Origin of the sequence: Paenibacillus sp. MSJ-34, assembly GCF_018918005.1 — a bacterium.
GTDB lineage: Bacteria > Bacillota > Bacilli > Paenibacillales > Paenibacillaceae > MSJ-34.
In genome coordinates this window covers 63,789-86,019 of record NZ_JAHLPR010000003.1, presented here as the reverse complement: position 1 = coordinate 86,019, position 22,231 = coordinate 63,789, and the positions used below count along the sequence as shown (strand labels likewise).

Here is a 22,231-nt window from a genome sequence, read left to right as displayed (position 1 = left end):
TGCTCGTGTAGGTTTTGCCTACACTCCGCTCCTCCTTCTTCGGGTTCTCGCAACCTTCTCGGTGCTGAAAAGTCGACTTTTTGAACACGCACTTCAATAGAGATTGATTCACAATGATCGAAATTCGCTTATAATCAGGGAGGTTCGTTACGCATGATAGACGCATCGCCATCCTCATATGTTTTGAAGCCCTCGTTTGCCAAAATCGTATGTGAGCCGGGGTGGAAATGGGCGAAACGGGAAAAGCCGATGCCCAATTACGATTTATTCTATGTTTGGAGCGGCGAAGGCGAAGTGTTGTTGAACGACCGGGCATACCGGGTTTCGAAGGGAAGCTGTTTTCTGTTTCGGCCGGGAGACCATACGAGCGCGACGCATGATCCGCAGCGTCCGCTCGTGCTGACCTATATTCATTTCGATGTAAGCGAACCGGTCCGGTCCATACCGGCGCCTTACCGTAAGCTGCGGGAAACGGTCGATTTCGAATATATGCTGTCGCGTTACGTTCGTTTGTTCCTGGTGAAAACGTATGCGGCGGAGGAAGAGGCAAAGCTCATATTGAAGCAAATGATGATCCATTTGCTGAGGGAGGATTTGGAGGAGCCGGTCGAGCGGAAAGCGAGCCATCGCGTCACGGAAGCGATCCATGAAATCGCCAATTATGTGCGACAAAATCCCGGCGCCGCGCACCGCGTTGAAGATTTGGCGGCGCGGGCGCAGCTCTCGCCTCGCTACTTGTCCATCAAATTCAAAGAATTGATCGGCGTGCCGATCCAATCGTATATGATTCGCACCCGAATCGAACGCGCCGAGCATTTGCTTCATCATGCGGGGATGAACGTCACGGAAGTGGCCGAAGCGCTCGGGTACCGCGACATCTTCTTCTTCAGCCGCCAATTCAAGCGATACACCGGAAAAAGCCCATCGGAAATCCGTTAGTTAGAAGTCGACTGTCGACTCTTTTTCGAACGCGCATTAAGACGTTCGGCCGTTCTCTTGCGGCTGCAGCGTTCCCAACGCTTCGCCCATTCTCACCTTATGCCCGACGGCTAAGTCTTCGCGCGGCGCAAACGTGCCGTCTTCGGTCAGCAGCACGACCGTCGAACCGAACTCGAAATAAGCGAGTTCCTGACCGCGTCCCCATAATTGCGCCCGCTCGTCCACATACTTGATGCTGCTGACGTTGAGCGCTCCGACCTTGACGACGGCAACTTCGCCGCCATCGTGGCGGATATAAGTAACGAGCCGCTCGTTTCGGCTTAATACCCGCTTCATATGGCGAAGGCCGAAATCGTTGACGGGGTATACTTTGCCCGGAATATGTTCCGTCTCGATCCGTTCGCCGGCGACCGGCGTATGGATGCGGTGGTAATCGGTCGGACTTAAATACAATACGAAATAATAGCCGTCTTTATATTTCTCCATGCGCGGCGACCGGTTCAGAAGTTCCGCCAGCGTATAGTCCTGTCCTTTCACATTGACGATCAACCCCGTTTCGATCGTACCCATTCCGGTAATGAGCGCGTCTACGGGGCTGACCAATATTCCCGGACGGCTATCGATCGGGCGCGCTCCCGGCTTCAGACGTCTCGTAAAAAATTCGTTTAACGAATCGTATTCGTGCAGCGCTTTTTCCGCATCCTCCACTCGAATGCCGTACATTTTCGCAAATTTCGGAATGAACGGTTTGCTCGCTCCCGATTTTGCAAACGCTCCGGTCAACCGCGACAACCATTTGCGCGAGGAGAGCTCGGTTAGCAGCCGCATCCAATGTTTTGCCATATTTTATGCTCACCTGTCCTTCCCGTTAATCTTGACATAGAACGGCGGGCAAATCAATATTTTTCGCACGCTCAAATGAATAGAGAGATCTTGTCTCCGCAGGCGTATCGCGTAATCGGCGCATCGTAAAAAAGGGGTTGCTCATTCCGCGATTATGGTATATGTTATAGTCAATTACATAACGATACGGGGGCTTGAGGATTCAGGCTGAGATTGTAGCTAGTCAACCGCTACCGACCGTTAATCTGATCTGGATAATGCCAGCGGAGAGAATCATGATTCGACAAAGGGCCCTTTCTAACCGTCTGTGTATTTCCAGACGGTTTTTTTATGTAAAATTTCATAAAAAAGGGAGAGTTTGACAAGAAATGAATCAAGCGATTGGTAATGCGTACCGGAAAGGCTTGAAGTTTTCCGATATTTTAGTAACGGTGTTTCTGGCTTTGGTGCTTGGCGTCGTGTACCGGTTTTGGGGCGTCGTCTACGATTTGTTCAAGCCGTTCTTTTTTCAATCCGATGAAATCGTATACGGCATGTGGTTTATTGCGTCGACAATCGCCTTTCTGATCGTCCGCAAACCGGGCGTCGCGCTGTTGGCGGAACTGGCCGCGGCCCATGTGGAATTGCTGTTCGGCTCGGAATGGGGGATCCAAATGTTTCTTTACGGACTTGTGCAAGGGTTGTGCGCGGAGCTTGTATTCGCGGCATTCCGTTACCGGAATTACGGGATCGCGGCGGCATCGCTCGCCGGCGTGGCGATGGCGGTCGGTTCCGCGCTTGTCGATTATTCGTACGGGTATATCGCCGATTACGAGGCATGGATGTTTTTCGTCAAATACGGTTTGCGCTGCGTTAGCTCCGTCTTAATCACCGGGATATTCGCCTATTATGTCGTCAAAGCGTTGGAAGCGACGGGAGTTACCAATTTGGTGCGTCCGGTGGCCGCGTCGGAATATGAATCGTTGAAGAATGAGAACTGACGAAAGCGAGGCGGGAAAATGGCGGCGATTGCACAAACGGAAGCGGTAGGCGTCGGTCAATTGCGATTAAAGTTTCCGGGAGAACAAACCTTTGTGTTCCGCGATTTGTCCTTAACCGTACCGGCCGGGCAGAAAGTATTGCTGCTCGGCCCAAGCGGATGCGGGAAATCGACGCTGCTGCAGGTGCTCGGAGGGCTCATTCCCGATTCGATTGAAGTGCCGCTCGTATACGATTCCATTCGCGTTCCCGACTCGTGCGGATTCGTATTCCAGGATCCGGATACGCAGTTCTGCATGCCGTATGTCGACGAAGAATTGGCGTTCGTGCTGGAAAACTTGTCAGTGCCCAGAGAACAAATGCGGGCACGTATGACTGAAGCGCTTGCGCAGGTCGGCCTCGCGCTGGACGATCTCCATACCCCCGTAAAGCGCCTGTCCCAAGGGATGAAGCAGCGGCTCGCGCTCGCGTCCGCGCTGTTGCTTGATCCGGACGTATTGTTTCTCGACGAGCCGACGGCGCTGCTCGATCCGGAAGGAACGCGGCAAGTTTGGGAATCGGTAAGCAAGATTGCGGACGGCAAAACGATATTGATCGTAGAGCACAAAATCGACCGGATTGCCGAGCTCGCAGACCGGGTCGTCTTGCTGAACGATGAAGGAGCCATTATCGCCGACGGCGAGCCGAACGTCGTATTCCGCACCTGCCGGGGTCAATTGCAGGAATACGGCATCTGGCATCCCGGCGTGTGGGAGAATTATTCCGCTTCGCCGTCCTATCGGCGGTTGACCGATCAACATCGTGTGCCGGAGGCCGCTCAAAGGCCGGTTATCGTATTGCGCGACTGGAAAGGGTTCCGCGGGAATGAAGGGCGCATCGCGGTAGAAGAGGCGGAAATCTATCCCGGCGATTGGATCGCCGTCGTCGGAGACAACGGAGCGGGCAAAAGCACGCTGCTCCTCTCGCTTATGCAGCTGCTGCGGACGGAGGGGAAGTATGAGCTGAACGGGCGCGATCTGTCCGCAAGCGGCAGCCAAGGCTCCCGCAACCGGCAACGCCCTATGGCGGACGATGTCGGATTCGTCTTTCAAAATCCGGAGTTCCAATTTGTAACCAATACCGTCTATGACGAGATCGCATACTCGCTAAGGCGGGACGGCGCGAAGAGCGCCGCTCGGATCGAAGCGGCCGTTGCGCAAATGCTCGCGCTGTTCGATCTTGATGTAGGTCCGGGGCGTCATCCGTATCAGCTCTCAACCGGACAGAAGCGTCGGCTTAGCGTCGCGACTGCGGTCGTATGCGGACAGCGGGTGCTGCTCCTGGACGAACCGACCTTCGGTCAGGACGCGCGCAATACGTTTGCGATTCTTGAAACGTTGGAACAATTGCGGCAGCAAGGCACCGCGATTGTAACCGTAACGCACGACCCGCAGGCGGTTCGTCATTTCGCGACGCATGTTTGGCAAATCGCAGACGGCAAGCTCGTCCGGCGCGATCCGGCCGAACGGTGCCCATTCATCGCAAGCGGCCGGGCGGAACGGGAGGAGGAGAAGCGATATGAACTTGCTCGAACCCGCTAAAGAGACATGGCTGCACAGGGTGAACCCCGCCTTGAAGCTTGCCGCTTTTCTCGGTCTGTTCGTCGTCGCCTTGTTGACCCATCGGCCCGATTTCGCGTTATTTCAAGCGATTGTGTACATTGCGCTGCTGTTCTTGTCCAGCGGCCATTCGCGGTGGAAGATGGCGGCGCTTATGCTGCCGTTTCTGCTCGTCTTCCTCTCTTCGTCGTCGACGATGATCTTGTTCGGCAGGGGAGACACCGTTTGGTGGACATGGGGTTTGCTGAAAATTTCCGAGGAAAGCTTTTACCGCGGCATTCATATCGGATTGAAATCGGTTTGCTGCGCGGCCGCGGGTTTGCTGTTTGCGCTTACGACCCGTCCGTCGCTGTTGTTCTACGCCCTGATGCAGCAATTTCGCATGCCTCCCCGGTTCGCATACGGCTTTTTGGCGTCGATGCGTCTGCTGCCGATCGTATGGGAAGAGTTTGTCACGCGCAAGCATGCGCTGCAAGTGCGCGGCGTACGCTATGCCCAAGGGGTGAAAGGCTTGTACGAAAGGCTGTCTATGTATGCGGTCCCGCTTCTTGCCCAAAGCATACGGCGGGCGCAGCGGATCGCGGTTGCGATGGAAGCGAAGCGGTTTCGGATGCGGGCGAAACGTACGTACTATTATGCGACCTCCTATTCGATTGCGGACCTCGTATTTATCGTTTGTTTCGCCGCGCTTGTGACAGCCGCTTATGCGGCGGCGTTCCGCTTCCCGGTTTTCGGCATCGACGATGTGCGCTATATGAGCAAATCGCTTTGACAGCCGGTCTCGTTCTCGCCGCCGCCCGATTCCCCGGAGCCGGAGCGCAGCAAAAAATCGGCGTAAGCGATAGGATTGCTATAAGTGGCCCGCCATATGTCGTACATGCGCGCCTTCAGAAAACCGTATCTCCGGCCGCATCCGTTGGATTCGATAAACTTGACTTCCCCTTGGCTGGTAATGCCGATATCGAATCCGAGATCGGCAAGATGAGGCAGCTTCGACTCCATCCGCTTGGCGATGGAAAGCGATACGGCATCGATCCGTTCCTTCAGCTCTTGCACAGGGAAATGCGGCAGCGCCGCGGGCAGCAATTGTTCAATGCGGCTAACCGATCCGCCGTTCGCCACATTGGTAATATATCTGCCTGCTCCCGCCACTTTGCCGATGATGCCCGTAACTTGCCACTGGCCGCTTCCGTCACGCTGCACGACGACGCGCAGGTCGAAGGGGCGGCCGTTGTAAGCGGCGAGCGGAATATATTGCTGGATGATATATTTTTTGTGCGAGGTGAACGCCGAGACCGCTTTCGGCATTTCCTTCGCTCTCGCATACGCCGTCTTCACGCCCGCTTTGCCTGCGGGATAGTACAGTTTCCATCCCGACGAGTAACGAAGCAGTTTGATGACCCCTTGCCCCAAACTGGCGTTGTTCGGCTTTAAAATCAAGGAGTCGTGCCGTTGCATCATCAATTTGAGATTATCCGCGGTGTACAGCATCGTATCGGGGAGATGGCCGATTACTTCAGGTTCCTCGCGCAATATGCGGTCGATGACGATTTTGCCGTACCGGTTCGTTTCGTTAAATATTTGAATCCCTTGCCTGACGAGTTCTTTGATGCGATCATGCGACTCTTTGCGGAAGTATAATGCGCGATTATGAATAACCCGCGGAATCGGAACGGTTTTTCTCACATATCCGTACTTGCCTTTCACATAGGCGACGGCTTCTTTCTTATCAGGATGCAAATCCGCCAACCGTACATAACAAGGCGTAATGCCGTAACGCTTGCCGGCTTCTTCGTAACAGGACAGCGACTCCTGTTTCGGTTTCCCGCTTGGGATCCCCCGATACGTTCCTGAGTTGACCAAAATGCCCACATAATTGTTCCCCATGAACGAAAGTCCCTCCTGCCAGAAGTAGTTCAACAAAAGCAAATCGTAGAATACGCGCTCGAAGATTTCTGTCGTACAGTTTATGCCGCCGCCCTGTCGGCCCGTATGGTCGAATGTGTCCCCGCATTCGTCTATTTTTCCGCCATTGTCACCATCGGATAGGCCGGTTGTATATGCTAACGTAGCATACTCCGGCGCAGTTCTCTCCCACTTCCAGCTGCCGGAGGCTTCATCACTTCTCGAAGGAAAGGGGTTGATCGTTTGAGCGCGCCAAAAGTCGCCGTCGTAACGCCGGGATCTTTCACGATTCCTTCTAAACGAAGCAGCTCGGTGGAACGCGTGGTCGAGCAAGTATGTCCGCTAATCAAACATCGGGCGAATGTGCGCATTTTCGGCAGAACGGGCAAGGGGCTTCGCAGATTCGGCCTCATTAAGGGCGTCCCTTGCGAACGGTTTCCGGCAGGGAAAGGCGGGAAGTATATCTCGGCCGTCTATTTGCGGTTAAAAACGTTTAAGCCCGATCTCATTCAAGTGGAGAACCGGCCGCGCTTCGCTTATTTTTTGAAGAAGAAAATGCCCAAATCGCGCGTCTGGCTATACCTGCATTCCACGACGTTTCTTTCCAAACGTCATATCGGAACGCAGCAACTCGCTCGCAGTTTGCGCGCCGTCGATCGCATCGTCGTAAACAGCGCGTTTCTCAAAAATCATATCGGACAGCTGTTTCCCGGTATAAAGGGGAAAATCTCGGTCAATCATCTGGGCGTCGATCCGGACAGTTTCACGTCGCGTTGGAGCAAAAAAGGAGGGCAGCTGCGGGAGGAGTGGCTGCGCAAGCACAGAATGCAGGGGCGCAAAATCATTCTTTTCCTTGGCCGATTAATTCCGATGAAAGGCGTGCATCATTTGCTTCGCGTCGTTCCGGACGTTGTAAAAGAAGATCCGTCGGCGCTTTTTGTCATCGTAGGCAGCGCTTTTTACGGTTCCAAACGGAAAACGCCCTATGTGCGCAAGCTGGAACGGGCGGCAAAGCCGTATTCCAAGCATATCCGTTTCATTCCATACGTGCCGTACGACCAGGTAGCGCGTTGGTTCGGCGCGGCGGATATCGCCGTCGTCCCTTCGTCCGCGCGCGAGGCGTTCGGCTTGGTCAATGTGGAGGCCATGGCGGCGGGAATTCCGGTCATCGCAACAAGGGCCGGAGGAATGAAGGAAATCGTCGCGGACGGCGAAACCGGATATTTGCTGGACCCGCAAATGTTGCGAAGCCAATTGAAAGCGCGTTTAACGCAGCTTTTGCGCGACGAGACGCTCAGGAAACGGTTGGGAACAGCGAGCGCGGAACGGGTTCGGGAACAGTTTACATGGCGTCATACGGCCGACCGTTGGATCAAAATGATCGAGAGCGAAGTCACGTAAATGGCTGTAGAATCGTATCGATGAAATTTCATTGTCCGATTTTTCTAGGCGAGTGACGAGTATCTGGGTGAATGCATATGATGCAAATGACGATCTATGCAGGAAGGAGAGGCCAATGAAAAAGCAAAGGAAAACGGTGAAGTCAGGGAAAACGAAAAAACCGCTTTACTATGTGCATAACCCGAATTCTCTTGAACTGAGCTGGCTTGACAGCATGAAAAAAGAGAAAAAAGACGGCGAAGACGTCAAAGAGACTTCGCAGCGGAAGGAATTCGCCGTTAGCGCTGTGGCGGAATCCGTTCTCGAACAGGCGCCGTCCGAGCAATGGATGCTGAATGCGATGCATGAAGTGGCTCGCGAAGAACCGTTGACGAACAAGGATGAAGGCTTTAATCGCGCAAAAGCGGTCTTGTTTGGCGACAAGACGGCCGCTCAGGGGGAAGCGCGGGCGGAAAACGTAGCTCATGAAGCGAAGGCGGAACGGAAGGAAGCGGATGTTGCCGAGTTGCAGTCGGAGGCGGAGAGCGGATCGGAAGCGATAAAGGACGAATTGCCGGATGCAAAGGAAGCCAGAACCGCACCGCGAACGGAACGCAGAGCGCCTAGGGCCGCGGCGAAACCGGAAGCGAGAAGCGGAGCGAAGCCGGATAAGTCCGGCTCGCTGCAAGAGCCGAATGAAGAGCGGAATAGCGAAGCCGCGCCTGAGGGACCCGCTGCGAAAGGCCAAAAAGCGTCATTCTCTTCCGCGGCCGAGCCCAACCCGTCTCCCAAAAGGGGCAGCGAAGCTTTATTCGAATCCGCAGCGCAGCAAGCGCCGGTTCGCAGCGCGAAGAAAGAAGTCGTGTATACGGACGATTTAGCGGACGGTGCGGTCACGAACGAAAAAATTGCGCCTTATTCGATTGACGGGACGAAGTTGAAAAGGGACAGTATCGGGACCGAAGCGTTGCAGGACTACGCGGTGCTCAGCATAAAAATCGCCGACGGCGCCATCAATGCCTCGAAAATCGCGCCGGAATCGATCGCAGGCGAGCATTTGATCCGCAATGCGATATCCGGACAGAAAATCCGGGATCGTTCCATTACGAGCGAAAAAATTAAAGACGGAAGCATCACGTCGGAGAAATTGGCGGATAAAACGATCGACTCGAGCAAAATCGCCGAAGGTTCGATTCAAACGAAACACTTGAGCGCCATGATCATCTCTGCCGACTTGATTCAAAATCAATCGATTACGGCCGAAAAAATTCGCAGCGGCGCGATCCAAACGGAAAATTTGGCCAACGAGTCGATCGACAGTTCCAAAATTAAAGATAATGCGGTCACATCCGCCAAAATACGCGACGGAGCGATTACGGAAGCGAAAATTGAAAACGAAAGCATTACGGCGGCCCATATTCGCGACGGAGCGATTACGAAACAGCACTTGGCGCCCAGATCGATACAAGGAGATCATATTGCGGACGGACATGTAAATTCGAATCATTTGGCTTCTCGGTCGATCGGTCCGAACCATATTCAGCCGCACGCGATTGCGTCCGCCCATTTGGCGCCGTCGTCCGTCAATTTCAACCATTTGCAAGAAGAAGCCGTGAAACAGGAACATATCGGCCAGAACGAAATTCAAAGCTGGCATATTGCCGATCAAACTGTTTCAACATCGAAGCTTGCCGACCAATCGGTAACGACCGTCAAAATCGTCGATCATGCGATTACGACTTCGAAAATCGCCGAACAAAGTATTTTGCCGCAAAAAATAGCGGACGAAGCCGTGCAAACTCGGCACATAGCGAAAGGCTCGGTCGTCTCGGACCGGATCGCCCCGTTCAGCGTAGGAACGATTCATTTGCAGAAGGAATCGGTTGGTCCCGAACATATCCAAGAAGAAGCCGTACAGGAACAGCATTTGCAAAACGGCGCGGTCACCTCCGACAAATTGGCTTATCTTGCCGTACAGGAAGACCATATCGGGCTGGGCGCGGTGACGACGTATCATTTGGATGCTGCGGTCGTTACGGATGAGAAATTGGCGGCAGGCAGCGTCGTTACCGAAAAAGTGGCGGACGGCGCGATAACGGAAGAGAAGATCGCCTCGCAGGCGGTAACATCCGATAAAATCGCGGACCAATCGGTTCAAACGTACCATTTGGCGGACAGCGCGGTCAGTTCGTTCAATTTGCAAGAAGAAGCCGTGCAATCTTACCATATCTCGCCGGGAGCCGTTCAAAGCGTTCATATCGAGAATCACTCGATCGAGCAAGGAATGATCAAGAACGAAGCCGTTACCTCCGATAAAATCGCCGCGCATGCGATAAAGGATCGTCATATCGGGGCCGGAATGATCTATTCCCATCATTTGGCCGATCATGTGATCACTTCGTTAAAGCTGTCGCCGGAAAGCGTCTCGACGGATAAATTGGGCGATATGTCGGTTACGACGTCCAAAATCGCCAATCAAAGCATAACGGCCGACAAGCTGGCCTCGGAGGCGATCGAAAGAAAACATTTGTCCGAAGGAGCCGTCACCGGGTACGCCTTGGCTGAACAAGCCGTTCAATCCGAACATGTGAATGCGAAGGCGATCCGCGCCGAGCATATATCGGCGGAATCGATCGAAACCGGCATGCTGTTGGATGGGGCGGTTACGAACGGAAAATTGGCGGAGCATAGCGTTTCGGGCACCAAGATCGTTCCCGGCTCCATCGAGGGCGATCATATCGGGAACGAAACGATCGGCGGCAGGCATTTGCAGGCGCATGCCGTTCAATCGGTTCATTTATGCAATTCCAGCGTTACGGAAGAAAAGCTCGCCGAGCGCAGCGTCAGCGGATCCAAGCTTCAGCCGGAAAGCGTTGAGGAAGAGCATTTGGCGGACCGTTCCGTTTCCGCCGGCAAGCTTCAGCCGGAGTCCGTTACATCGGAGCATCTGACTCGGCAATCCGTCGATTCCAACCATTTAAAAGATCTTGCGGTCGGAGAACGCCATTTGCAGCCGCAATCCATTACGGCGGAAATGTTGCAGGACGCGGCGGTAACGAACGACAAAATCGCCATATCGGCCGTAACCGGCAAACATATCGCGCTCGAATCCATCTCGGGCAAACATCTGCGCGTCAATTCCATTCAAGGATATCATCTGAAAAAAGGAAGCGTAACGGTCGCTCACTTGGCGCAGGATGTTTTATCCGTGGATTTGGTTCCCGACGAAAGCATTCACGGCAACAAAATCCAGTCCAAGGCGATCGACACGAGCCATATTCGCGATCAGGCCGTTCGGACGGATAAGCTGAAGGACGGCGCGGTAACGTCCGCCAAGCTCGGAGAGGGCGCCGTAAAATCGATTCATATCGAGCCGGGAAGCGTCTCCGGCGGTCATCTGCAAATCGGCGCGGTCGGCTCAAGCCATCTGCAGGCCGCAAGCGTCCATTCGGATCATATCGCGGAAGAAGCGATCGAGTCGGCGCATTTGCAAAAAGGGGCGGTTACGCAAGAACATTTGCGCGCGGACGCGGTTAACGCGGTTATTTTGCAGGACGGCAGCGTAATCGAATCCAAACTGGCCGCAGGATCGGTCACTTCCGGCAAAGTCGCAAGACGCGCCATCCTTGCGGATCATATTGCGCAAGGCGCGATCGAAGCGGAGCATGTCAACGATTCCGTTATCGGTTCGTCCCATCTTCAGGCGGAATCGGTCGACAGCCGGCATTTGAAATCCGGCATTATTACGTCGGAGCATCTTACGGAAGGCGTCATTCTGACCCATCATTTGCGCGAACAATCGATCGGCGAAGCCCATATCCAGGACGATTCCATCCATTCCGGCATGCTGCAGGACGGAAGCGTGACGAGAAGCAAATTGCCGGATCGGGTCGTTTCGGGCGACAAAATCGCCCTCAAATCGATCGGTTCGATTCATTTAACGGAAAACGCGGTGCAAACGGAACATTTGACGGACTCCTCGATCGAGGGGCGGCATATCGGTCCCGGCGAAGTGACCGGCGAGCATTTGCAGGTGATGGCCGTCACTTCCCGCCATATTCAAGACGGGGCGCTGTCGACCGTACATTTGCAAGACGGGGCGGTCACGGCGGATAAATTGCAAACCGGTTCCGTAACGACGGCCAAAATCGCCTTAAAATCGATCGTAGAAGACCATATTCAGGATCAAGCGATTACCGAGGCTCTTCTTCAGGACGGGGCGGTCGGCACGGATAAATTGGCGGACAGCGCCGTAAGCGCAGCGAAAATCGGCGCGAAAGCGGTGCATTCGCAGCATTTGGCGGAACAATCCGTCCATGCCGCCCATATTGGGCAGCAATCGGTAGGAGCGGAGCATATTCGAACGGGAGCGATCTCGGGCCGCCATATCGAATCAGGGGAAATCTCCGGCGATCATTTGGGCCCCGATGCGGTAGCTTCGTTTCATTTGCAAACGGACAGCGTGCATACGGGACATTTGCGGGACGGAGCCGTTCGTACCGAAAAATTGCAGGACCGCACGATTACCGGGGAAAAAATCGCAATTAAGACGATTGCGACGGAACATCTGCTTGACGGTGCCGTCCAAACGCCGCTGCTCGCGGATTCCGCCGTTGCGGCTTCCAAATTGGCCGACGGCAGCGTCACCGAGAGCAAAATCGCCCGCGGAGCGGTGGGGCCGCAGCAGATCGCGGACGAGGCGGTTTCGGCCCAGCATATCGTTCCGTATGCGATCGGCTCCGACCATATCGGGGTGGCGGCCGTTGAGGCGCGCCATATCGGTTCCGGTGAAATCGGTCCGGAACATTTGCAGGAAGGTGCGATCGGTTCGCAGCATATTCAAGCGGGCGCAATCATGCCGGAACATTTGCCGGACGATTCGATCACGGCGGAGAAGCTGCAGAAACGTTCCGTTACCGGCCATAAAATCGTCCTGAAAACGATCGCGGGGGAGCATATTCAAGACGATTCGATTACGGCCGACATGTTGCAGGCCGGAAGCGTCACCGGCGACAAGCTGGCCGCTGCGGCGGTTGCCGGCGATCATATTGCGCAGCGCTCGATCGGCTCCGGCCATTTGGACGCCGAGGCGGTGCGGTCGGAGCATATCGCTCCGCAAGCCGTCGAGACGGGACATCTGGCCCAGGAAGCGGTCCGGTCTGAGCATATCGGTTCCGCCGCCGTTCACGGAGAACATGTCGCGTCAGGGCAAATCGCCGCCGATCATTTGGCGGAAGGAGCCGTCGCGACGAAACATGTGCAGGACGGGGCGGTTACGGCGGATAAATTGCAAACCGGTTCCGTAACGACGGCGAAAATTGCCGTGAAATCGATTGTGGAAGATCATATTCAGGATCAAGCGATTACCGAGGCTCTTCTTCAGGACGGGGCGGTCGATACGGATAAATTGGCCGACAGCGCCGTAAGCGCGGCGAAAATCGGCATTCAAGCGGTCCATTCGCGCCATTTGGCGGAACAATCCGTCCATGCCGCCCATATTGCCCGGCAATCGGTCGGGGCGGAGCATATTCGGGCCGGAGCGATCGGAGGACAGCATATCGAATCCGGAGAAATTTCCGGCGATCATCTCCGCCATGAAGCGGTAGCATCGTTCCATTTGCAATCGGGCAGCGTGCGGACGGAACATTTGCAAGACGGAGCCGTAAGCGCGGAGAAGTTGCAGGAGCGCAGCGTTACCGGCGACAAAATCGCGGCCAAGACGGTCGCAGCGGAGCATCTTCTCGATGGAGCCGTTCAAACGCCGCTGCTTGCGGATTCCGCCGTTATTGCCGCCAAACTGGCGGACGGCAGCGTGACGGAGAGCAAAATCGCACCCGGAGCGGTAGGGCCGCAGCAGATTGCGGAAGAGGCAGTATCGGCAGAGCATATCGTTCCGTATTCGATCGGCTCCGACCATATCGGGGTGGCGGCGATCGAGGCGCGCCATATCGGTCCCGGTGAAATCGGCCCCGATCATTTGCAGGAAGGTTCGATCGGACCGCAGCATATTCAGCCTGGCGCCTTCTTGCCGGAACATTTGCCGGACGAATCGATTCCGGCAGAAAAGCTGCGGAAGGGATCCGTTACCGGCGATCGAATCGCCTCGAAGACCATTGCGAGCGATCATATTCAAGACGGCTCCATTGCTGCCGAATTGCTGCAGGTTGGCAGCGTCACGGGCGAGAAGCTGGCTTCCGAAGCGGTAACCGGCGACAAAATTGCGGGACGGTCGATCGATTCGGGCCATTTGGGCGCCGAAACGGTTCGGCCGGAGCATATTGCGCCGCTAGCCGTCGAGTCGGGCCATCTAGCCCAAGGGGCGGTCCGGTCCGAGCATATCGGTTCCGCCGCCGTTCTCGGCGAGCATGTCGCTTCGGGGCAAATCGCTGCCGAACATTTGGCGGAAGGCGCCGTTGCGTCGAATCATTTGCAGGCGGGAGCCGTGCAGGCGGATCATATTGCGGACGGTTCAATCGGAGCGGAGAAATTGCAGCCCGGTTTGATCGACGCAGTAAAAATTGCGGACGGTTCGATTCGCGGCAGCCATTTGACGGACGGAGCCGTCCAGGCCGGGCATATAGCGGAGCGCGCCATCGAGCCCGCCCATATAGCGGAGCGGGCCATCGAGCCCGCGCATATAGCGGAGCGGGCCATCGAGCCCGAGCATATAGCGGAGCGCGCCGTGGAGGAGCGCCATATCGCGGATGAGGCGGTACGCGGCCGTCATATCGGCGACGGCGAAATCGCATCACGCCATTTGCAGCCGATGTCGATCGGAAGAGAGCATTTGCAGCCTGACGTTCTCCAAGTCCAAGAAACGAAATTCGATTCGTTGGAAGGAACGCTGATTGCCGACCGTTCCATCAACGGCGATAAGCTCGCTCTGCAAATCATTTCCGCCTCCCATCTGCAATCCGGAGCCGTGACGGCGGACATTTTGCAAGAAGGAAGCGTGACGAACGACAAAATAAGCGACGGAGCGGTAACGGCCAACAAAATCGCCGCCCGTGCCGTCAGTTCGACGCATATCATCCCGCACTCGATACGGCCGGACCATCTTGGCCCCGGTATCGTCGGTCCGGAGCATATCGGCGCTTCCGCGATCGGCGGAGAGCATATCGCATCCGAGCAAATTTCGGCCGCTCATCTGCAGCAGGATTCCGTAACAGAACGGCAATTGCAAGCGGGATCGGTGCATTCGGAGCATTTGCAGCTTGGCGCGATCGGAACCGAACAGTTGCGGGACGGCGCGGTAACCGGCGACAAATTGGCGGCGGAATCGGTAAGCTCCCGGCATTTGCAGCTCCAATCCGTCGATACGGATACGCTCAAGGACGGCAGCGTCAGCAGCGAGAAAATTGGCGACGGAGCAATTACCTCGGATAAAATCCGCGGGGGCGCGGTCGATTCATCGCATTTGGCGGCGCAGTCCGTACGGCCGGAACATATCGGTCCGGAGGCTGTAGGAACCGTTCACCTGCAATCCGGTTCCGTCGGTTCGGAACAACTGCAGGAAGGAGCGGTCACGGGAAGCAAGCTGGCGGCGGAAACGATAACCGGCGAGCATATTCAAGCGCAGGCGATCGATGCGGCACTACTGCGCGACGGTTGCGTGGCGAGCGGCAAAATTCAGGATTCTGCGGTTACGGCCTACAAAATAGCGCCATTGTCGATCCAACCGTTCCACCTTTCGCCGCAAACTGTTCAAACCGGCCATATTGCAACAGGGTCCATCCGGGCGGAGCATATTAAGGAAGGTTCCGTCGACGAATCGCATGTTGCCGACCGGGCGATCGAAGCGAAGCATTTGCAGTCCGGTTCCGTCGGCGCGGAGCATTTGCAGCCGGGGGCCGTACAGCCGGAACATTTGCAAGACGGGGCCATCGGCACGGATCAATTGCAAGACGGTGGCGTTACCTTGTCAAAGCTTGCCCCGGAGGTCGTTGAAACATTCTATCTTTCGGATGAATCGGTCGCCTCGGAGCATATCGCGCCGCGCTCGATCGGTCCGGATCATCTTGGCGACCATATTGTTGAAGAACGGCACATTGGCGAAGCAGCGGTTACGGGCGGACATATCCGCAGCGGTTCGATCGGGGAAGCCCATCTTCAGCGGCATGCGGTGCAAACGCAGCATATCCGGGATCAAGCGATCGGCGCCGACCAGCTTCGGGACGGATCGATTACCGGGGAGAAGCTAACGGGTGATGCGATCGGCACCGAGCATATTCAGGCCCATGCGATCGTAACGTCCTTGCTTGACAACGGAAGCGTAACGAACGATAAGTTGGCCGATCGTGCGGTGGGCGGCAAGAAGATTGCCTTCGGATCGGTTGCCGCCGAGCACTTGCAGGACGAATCGGTTTCGCCGGACAAAATGACGTTTACTCCGGTTCAAACGGTTGCATCGAGTGCGCCGCCTTTGCAGCAGTTCGGAATGACCCCTTTCGCATTTTGCGATCAAGACGAAAAAATCGAAGTGACCGTTTCATTTGCCGAACCTTATGCGAATGCGGATTACGTGATCGTCGCGATGACGAACCATTCGGCCTGCTACGCGGCATTGCGGGCGAAGAACGAAAAATTCGCCGTCGTCGAAATTGTGAGGGGCCGCATCAGTCCGCAGCCGTTCGGATACATTTCCTGGATCGCGATAGGCCAAAAATGAGCGAGAAGCGAATCAATATGATACGGGGACAGACGTTAGAACACGCGGGTCGATAGACTCGCGTGTTTGCTTTGTCCCGACCGGTAGCCTGCCATGCAATGCCGAAGGAGGGGGCAGTACATAAGCCGTTGCAATAGAAAGTGTACAACATAGAATGTGTGTAAACGCGAGCGTGAAGCGCGTTTCACGCGAATTCGGTATGCGGCCTCGCCGATACTCACAATTTTTTCCGAACATTAGGAGGTGGATGACGTTGTTAATCCGTCATCGTCGAACGATTCGTAAAACTTTGACTCGCACTCGCCTCAATACGGATGCGGGGAATGGCTCGAAACCGTACGTTTCCGTCATTATCCCCGTCAAGAACGAAAGAAAAACGATCGCCCGCGTGATCCGGGAGGCCCAAATGGTGCACCCGCATACCGAAGTTATCGTCGTGGCCAACGGATCGAAAGACGGGAGCGGAAGCATTGCCGAAAAATGCGGGGCTACCGTATTGTCGTTTTCCGAATCTTTGGGTCACGATGTCGGCCGAAGCATTGGTGCGCAGGCGGCAAAAGGACATATTTTATTGTTTATCGACGGCGACATGATCATTCCCGTCAAGCAACTGCGGCCGTTCGTCAAGGCCGTCTCCGGCGGATTGGACGTCGCTTTGAACAACTATTCGGGACCGGTTCGAAAACATAGAGTGCATGGCGTCGTCTTGGCCAAGCATGCGTTGAATGCGATGCTTTCCCGCCCGGATCTGCAAGGATCTTCGTTGACGGCCGTTCCGCATGCGATCAGCCGGAGGGCGCTGGAGGCGATCGGCGCGGAGAATCTGGCGGTTCCGCCGCTTGCGCACGCCATTGCAATCGGACGCGGATTGCAAGTGAAGGCGGTTTACCGCGTGAACGTAGGGCGATTGAATCCGCTCCGCATGCGCGGGCGCAGGCACGATCCGCTGGAAGGCTTGATTATCGGCGATCATCTGGAGGCGATCGAATGGATAACGGCGAATGAGCCGCGCGGCGGCTTCGGAGATTTGTCGAGGACACGGGAAATCGTGAGGTGAGCGAATGAAGCAGAGCGGAAGAAGCGTACGGAAACCGATGAACGGGGTCCGGAGAAGCAGCGTTGAGCGCCCCGCGGCCTCCGCAGCGACCGTCGCTGCGATCGTATCCGTGAGCAACGAAGAAGAGTCGATCGGGAAGGTGCTCGGTCAATTGACCCGGCTTGCGCTGGATGAACTGATTATCGTGATGAACGGCTGCAGAGACCGAAGTTTTCCGCTCGCGCGATCATATCCGCAAGCGGTCATCTTGCACTATCCGCATCCCATCGGACATGATGTGGGCAGAGCGATCGGCGCCAAAGCGGCGCAATCGGATATTTTATTGTTCGTGGACGGCGACTTTCCCGTTCCGGCGGAATCGCTTGCCCAATTCATCGAGGCGGTGCGTCGCGGAACGGATGTCGCACTAAACGATTTGTCGCCGTATCTGCCAATGTTCGATGAACGCGATGCCGTTACGCGATGCAAGGAATTTCTGAACCGCTGCTTGGGGCGGCCGGACTTGGGGGCCAATTCGTTAACAGCGGTTCCGCACGCGCTGTCGCGCAAAGCGGTCGAAACGATCGGCTGCGCGAATTTAATGGTGCCGCCGAAAGCGCATGCGATCGCGCTGCTGCAAGGACTGAAAGTGGAGGCAAGCGTCAGCGTAAACGTCTTCCATCATAATAGGGAGCGGAAAATCAATATCGGGACGATAAATCCGGTTTCGCAATTGATTGTGGGCGACCATCTGGAAGCGTTCCGGCAGGCGATGGATATACAAGGCGGAAGGTTGCTGTTCCCCGATCGTTTCCGCAGAAGAGCGGCGTTAAGGAGGAAAGGCCGGTGAAAAGGACCAGCATTATTATTCCTACATTTAACGGACTTCACCTGCTGCGGCAATGTCTCGCATCGATTCGGCAATATACGGACGTACCGTACGAATTAATCGTGGTTAACAACGGATCGACGGACGGAACGGCGGATTATTGCCGGCAGGAGCAAATTCCGTTTATTTCGCTGCCGTCCAATACGGGATTTCCGGCCGCTTGCAACAGAGGATTGCGGATGGCAAGCGGGGATGCGCTGCTGTTGCTAAACAACGATGTCGTCGTAAGCGCCAATTGGCTGTCCAATTTGTTGGCCGGACTGTACAGTGCGGATCATATCGGCATCGTCGGCCCGATCGCCAATTATGTCAGCGGCAAACAACAAGTGGCATATCCCTATGCGGACTTGGCCGAATTTCAGCGGCTTGCCGCCGAAGCGAACCGTCCCGACGCTTCCAAACGGAAATTGGCGGAACGCATCGTCGGTTTTTGTTTTTTGTTCAGGCGGGAAGTGTTGGATACGATCGGCTTGTTGGACGAACATTTCAGCCCCGGACATTATGAAGACGACGATTACTGCTTCCGGGCGCGCATGTGCGGCTTTAGTTTGATGATTTGCGGCGATGCGCTCGTACATCACGAAGGAAGCGCGAGCTTCAGAGAGCATGCCGCCGGCCGGATCGAGGAGTTGATCGAACGGAATTATCGGTTGTTTCAAAATAAATGGGGTGTGGATCCGCACATTTATATATGACGGGGAGGGATTTCGCATGAAAGGTATCATATTGGCTGGAGGAACCGGAACTCGCCTGTACCCGCTCACTAAGCTTGTCAATAAACATTTGCTGCCCGTAGGCAAATATCCGATGATTTGTTACGGCATCGAACGTTTGCGCCGTGCGGGCATACGCGACATATTGATGATTATCGGCAAAGCCTCCTCCGGACTATATATGGATTTTTTGGGCGACGGGTCGGAGTGGGGCGTCAGCCTTACCTATAGAATTCAAAGCAATGCCGGCGGAATCGCCCAAGCGTTAGGCTTGGCGAAAGGCTTCGTATCCGAAGGAGAGAAGTTTGTCGTTCTGCTCGGCGACAATTTGTTCAAGGACGATTTGGCGCCATTCGTCAAGTCGTTTCGGGAACAGGCCGTCGGGGCAAGGGTGCTGCTGAAGCAAGTTGCAGATCCGCACCGCTACGGCGTTCCCGTATTTCATCCGGAACGCAAAGATGAAATTGTAAAAATCGAGGAAAAGCCGTCGCAGCCGAAGTCCCATTATTGCGTCACGGGGCTTTATATGTACGATACGAACGTTTTCGACATCGTCGAACGGCTGGTTCCTTCCGCCCGCGGCGAATTGGAAATTACGGATGTGAATAATGTATACGCCGAGGCGGGGCGTCTGCAATACGATGTGCTGCAAGAATGGTGGACCGATGCGGGAACGTTCGAATCGCTCTTTGAGGCGAGTGTAATGCTTCGGGGGGTAGAGCCGTGATCAAAAAACAGGATAAAATAAGAAAACGAAAAAAACGGGTCGCCATGGGGCGGAAACGCCGGCTTGTCGTGAAGAAGATCGCCGGCAAAAAAAGAACATACAAGTTCAAGAAGAAAAGGCCGGCGGAGACGGCTGCGGACGCTCCCGTCATAGCTGAGCCCCCGCAGCCAGTGCCTGTCGCCGCAGCGGCGCCCGAGCCCCGTGCGCATGCCGACCGATTTGAAGAAGGGTACAAAATCGGCGTATACGACGGCGGTGAGAAGCTTCTATCCGACATGCTTCCGGCATTTACGATTTTGCCCGAATTGACGGTTCGGGATGTGATAGCGGCCGGCTTTGAACAGGTGCGCCATCGTCTGTATCCGCTGCTCGATCCATTTACCGTATTTCGCGAAATGCAGCAGGCGTTAAACATGCGGAAACCGTTGTCCTTGGTTCGCCTTGGCGACGGCGAACTGCTTACGCTCGCCCACGATAAAGTCGTAAGCGCGGATCAAGCGTTGCGGGAAGGTCCTTTCTTGAAATATGCGGGAGTCGACATTCCCGATCCCGAGGCCGGAGACCTGCTGGCACAATCGATTCGCCAGGCAACGATCATCGGCATACCCGTTTCCCGCTCGCCCAATTTCCAACAGTTATTGTTCCCGGTGCTGCATCATTATCAAATCGGTTATAGCGATTTGCGAATGACGATATCCACGATGAATTATTTATTGTATCAATTGGGGTATCTAACGATGTTGATGGAGGGAAGAAGAGTGCTGCTTGTCGGAAACGCGGCTCCGGCACTGAGCGGGGTGCTCGCGCGCAGATGCGTTCAAGTCGCCGGCGTCGTCGCCCCGGTGAACGGCATGAAAGACATTCAACGCGTGATGGCGGAGGTGGCGCAATACGATTTCGATATGGCGCTTGTCGCCGCGGGCATTCCTGCCGTCGTCATTTCGCAGCGGATCGCCTCCGAATTGGGCAAAGTCGCGCTGGATTTCGGCCATTTGGCCAATAAAATCGCCACTGGGGAAAGCATTTGATGCAATCGCGCGAAGCGGAGTCGGCATGAAGGCAAACGGTGCGTTATCCCGTAAATCCTTGAATCCTTGAAGGAGGTGACAAGCGGTGAAGGCGGAGCAATCCAAACGGAAAGGGGCGAGGCGACGCCTCCGGAACCGAAATTCGCATGGCAGGCCGTCAATCCGGAAGCGAACGCGCGAACGTTCGTATGAAGAAGGATATGAGAGAGGCTATAATGAGGGCGTCCAGCTCGGCCGGCTCGGATACGGCACGAAGTTTCACGGTACGAGCATTATTATCCCGACGTACAATCAACTGGAATATTTGAAAGCATGTATCGACAGCATACGGATTCATACGCCGACTCCTTACGAAATTATCGTTGTCGACAATGCATCGACCGACGGAACGGAGCAATATTTGCAAAGATTGGGCGGGGAAGTCCGTTATCGCGTTCACGATCGGAACCTCGGTTTTGCCGGCGCGATCAATACAGGTTTAATGATGGCCAAAGGAACGACGATCGCGTTATTGAACAACGACGTAATCGCGACAAGAAATTGGCTTGCGAATATGCTGTCTTGCTTGCATAGCGATCCCGGAATCGGCATGGTCGGTCCTGTGACGAATTATATCGGAGGCGATCAGCAAATCGAAGTGCCGTACCGGAATTTGGAGGAGATGCATGCGTTCGCGGAAGGGCATAATCGGCCGGATCGAACAAAATGGCAAAGAACGGATCGTTTGGTCGGCTTTTGTTTGCTGTTTCGGCGCGAATTGTTCGAGCAAGCCGGTTATTTGGACGAAGGGTATGAAATGGGCAACTTCGAAGACGACGATTATGTGATTCGCGTACGTTTGCTCGGCTATTCCCTCATGACGGCAAGGGATACGTTTGTGCACCATTTCGGAAGCGTCAGCATGAAGGCGTTAGGAGACGGTTTGCAAACCGTGAACGATCGCAACAGCGCCTTTTTTTCGCAAAAATGGGCCAATCCTTACGCATTGGTTGATGAGGTCAAACAAATAGTTGCAGCGATGACGGTCCCATTGCCGCCCGCTCGCACTTCTGTTCATTTCTATCCGTCTCACGTGCTGGTGAAAGGATCGGGCGAAACGATTTACTGGATCGAGGACGGAATGAGGCATCCGGTAGAGGGCCATATTCCCCTTCCTGTCACGCGGGTGTCGCAAATCGAATTGCGCGGATGGGAATTAGGAGACGCCATTGGGGGCGAAGCGGTTATGAGGCGTTACAGAGGGGGCGAACGCGGGCATGCGGCGGTCGCGGAGGCGCCCGTTAACGGGCAATTATTGGCGGGAAGCGACGGGACGCTATATCAGTATATCGGACAGCAGAAACGGAAAATCGTGAGCGAGCACGCGGCCGCCGTCTGGAATTTGCATTTGAAAAATCGAATGCCGTTGTCCGAGGAGCGGCTGAGAGAGATGCCGGAAGGCTTGCCGATCGTTTCCGCTCCGCTAATTAAAGGGATGTATATATAGGCGCTTGACATGTAGCAGGGTACATTCGACGGCATATGTTG

General features: G+C 55.2%; 14 protein-coding genes and 1 riboswitch. Of the genes, 12 read left to right on the top strand and 2 right to left on the bottom strand.

All coding sequences use genetic code 11. The annotated features are described in order from the left end of the window. Window positions 1-153 precede the first annotated feature (153 nt). A complete protein-coding gene (locus KQI79_RS02250; protein WP_216536591.1) occupies window positions 154-939 on the top strand; it encodes a helix-turn-helix domain-containing protein in 786 nt (261 codons plus the stop codon). Between the two features lie 36 nt (window positions 940-975). Here the strand turns inward: KQI79_RS02250 and asd are convergent, their stop codons facing one another. Beyond that, entirely contained in the window at window positions 976-1,782 is an 807-nt protein-coding gene (gene asd / locus KQI79_RS02245; protein ID WP_216536590.1) for an archaetidylserine decarboxylase, read from the bottom strand. Between the two features lie 176 nt (window positions 1,783-1,958). After that, window positions 1,959-2,071, top strand: a riboswitch (TPP riboswitch). A 79-nt stretch (window positions 2,072-2,150) separates the two neighbouring features. Here asd and KQI79_RS02240 point away from each other — a divergent pair. From KQI79_RS02240 to KQI79_RS02230, 3 genes are read left to right on the top strand one after another with little or no spacing between them, the layout of a single operon-like run. Beyond that, on the top strand, window positions 2,151-2,762 hold the full coding sequence (locus KQI79_RS02240) for an ECF transporter S component (protein ID WP_216536589.1): 612 nt from the start codon (window positions 2,151-2,153) through the stop codon (window positions 2,760-2,762). Between the two features lie 18 nt (window positions 2,763-2,780). Beyond that, window positions 2,781-4,340, top strand: coding sequence for an ABC transporter ATP-binding protein (locus KQI79_RS02235; RefSeq protein ID WP_216536588.1), 1,560 nt, complete (start codon window positions 2,781-2,783; stop codon window positions 4,338-4,340). Next, a complete protein-coding gene (locus KQI79_RS02230; RefSeq protein ID WP_216536587.1) occupies window positions 4,318-5,130 on the top strand; it encodes an energy-coupling factor transporter transmembrane component T family protein in 813 nt (270 codons plus the stop codon). Before KQI79_RS02235 ends, KQI79_RS02230 begins: the two co-directional genes overlap by 23 nt. Here KQI79_RS02230 and KQI79_RS02225 read toward each other — a convergent pair. Then, the gene (locus tag KQI79_RS02225; protein WP_216536586.1) at window positions 5,109-6,245 is read right to left on the bottom strand and encodes a YheC/YheD family endospore coat-associated protein; all 1,137 of its coding nucleotides are present in this window, start codon (window positions 6,243-6,245) and stop codon (window positions 5,109-5,111) included. The genes KQI79_RS02230 and KQI79_RS02225 overlap by 22 nt on opposite strands. Window positions 6,246-6,506: 261 nt before the next feature. Here KQI79_RS02225 and KQI79_RS02220 point away from each other — a divergent pair, with 261 nt between their 5' ends. The 8 genes from KQI79_RS02220 to KQI79_RS02185 all read left to right on the top strand — a co-directional run bounded on the left by KQI79_RS02220 (window position 6,507) and on the right by KQI79_RS02185 (window position 22,190). After that, on the top strand, window positions 6,507-7,664 hold the full coding sequence (locus KQI79_RS02220; protein WP_216536585.1) for a glycosyltransferase family 4 protein: 1,158 nt from the start codon (window positions 6,507-6,509) through the stop codon (window positions 7,662-7,664). Between the two features lie 115 nt (window positions 7,665-7,779). Next, window positions 7,780-16,311, top strand: a complete 8,532-nt coding sequence (locus tag KQI79_RS02215) for a WIAG-tail domain (protein WP_216536584.1) — start codon at window positions 7,780-7,782, stop codon at window positions 16,309-16,311. 277 nt (window positions 16,312-16,588) lie between these two features. Continuing rightward, window positions 16,589-17,368, top strand: coding sequence for a glycosyltransferase family 2 protein (locus KQI79_RS02210; RefSeq protein ID WP_483311361.1), 780 nt, complete (start codon window positions 16,589-16,591; stop codon window positions 17,366-17,368). Between the two features lie 4 nt (window positions 17,369-17,372). Next, entirely contained in the window at window positions 17,373-18,197 is an 825-nt protein-coding gene (locus KQI79_RS02205) for a glycosyltransferase family 2 protein (protein WP_216536582.1), read from the top strand. Then, window positions 18,194-18,931 carry a glycosyltransferase family 2 protein gene (locus KQI79_RS02200; RefSeq protein WP_216536581.1) on the top strand — a complete coding sequence of 246 codons (738 nt, stop codon included), beginning with the start codon at window positions 18,194-18,196 and terminating at the stop codon, window positions 18,929-18,931. Before KQI79_RS02205 ends, KQI79_RS02200 begins: the two co-directional genes overlap by 4 nt. A gap of 16 nt (window positions 18,932-18,947) precedes the next feature. Then, window positions 18,948-19,676 (top strand): sugar phosphate nucleotidyltransferase, encoded by a 729-nt coding sequence (locus KQI79_RS02195; protein ID WP_216536580.1) that lies wholly within the window; start codon window positions 18,948-18,950, stop codon window positions 19,674-19,676. After that, complete coding sequence (locus KQI79_RS02190) at window positions 19,673-20,704, top strand: GT-D fold domain-containing protein (protein ID WP_230191053.1); 1,032 nt, start codon at window positions 19,673-19,675, stop codon at window positions 20,702-20,704. The genes KQI79_RS02195 and KQI79_RS02190 overlap by 4 nt, the downstream gene beginning before the upstream one ends. Window positions 20,705-20,789: 85 nt before the next feature. Beyond that, the gene (locus KQI79_RS02185; RefSeq protein WP_230191054.1) at window positions 20,790-22,190 is read left to right on the top strand and encodes a glycosyltransferase family 2 protein; all 1,401 of its coding nucleotides are present in this window, start codon (window positions 20,790-20,792) and stop codon (window positions 22,188-22,190) included. Window positions 22,191-22,231 lie beyond the last annotated feature (41 nt).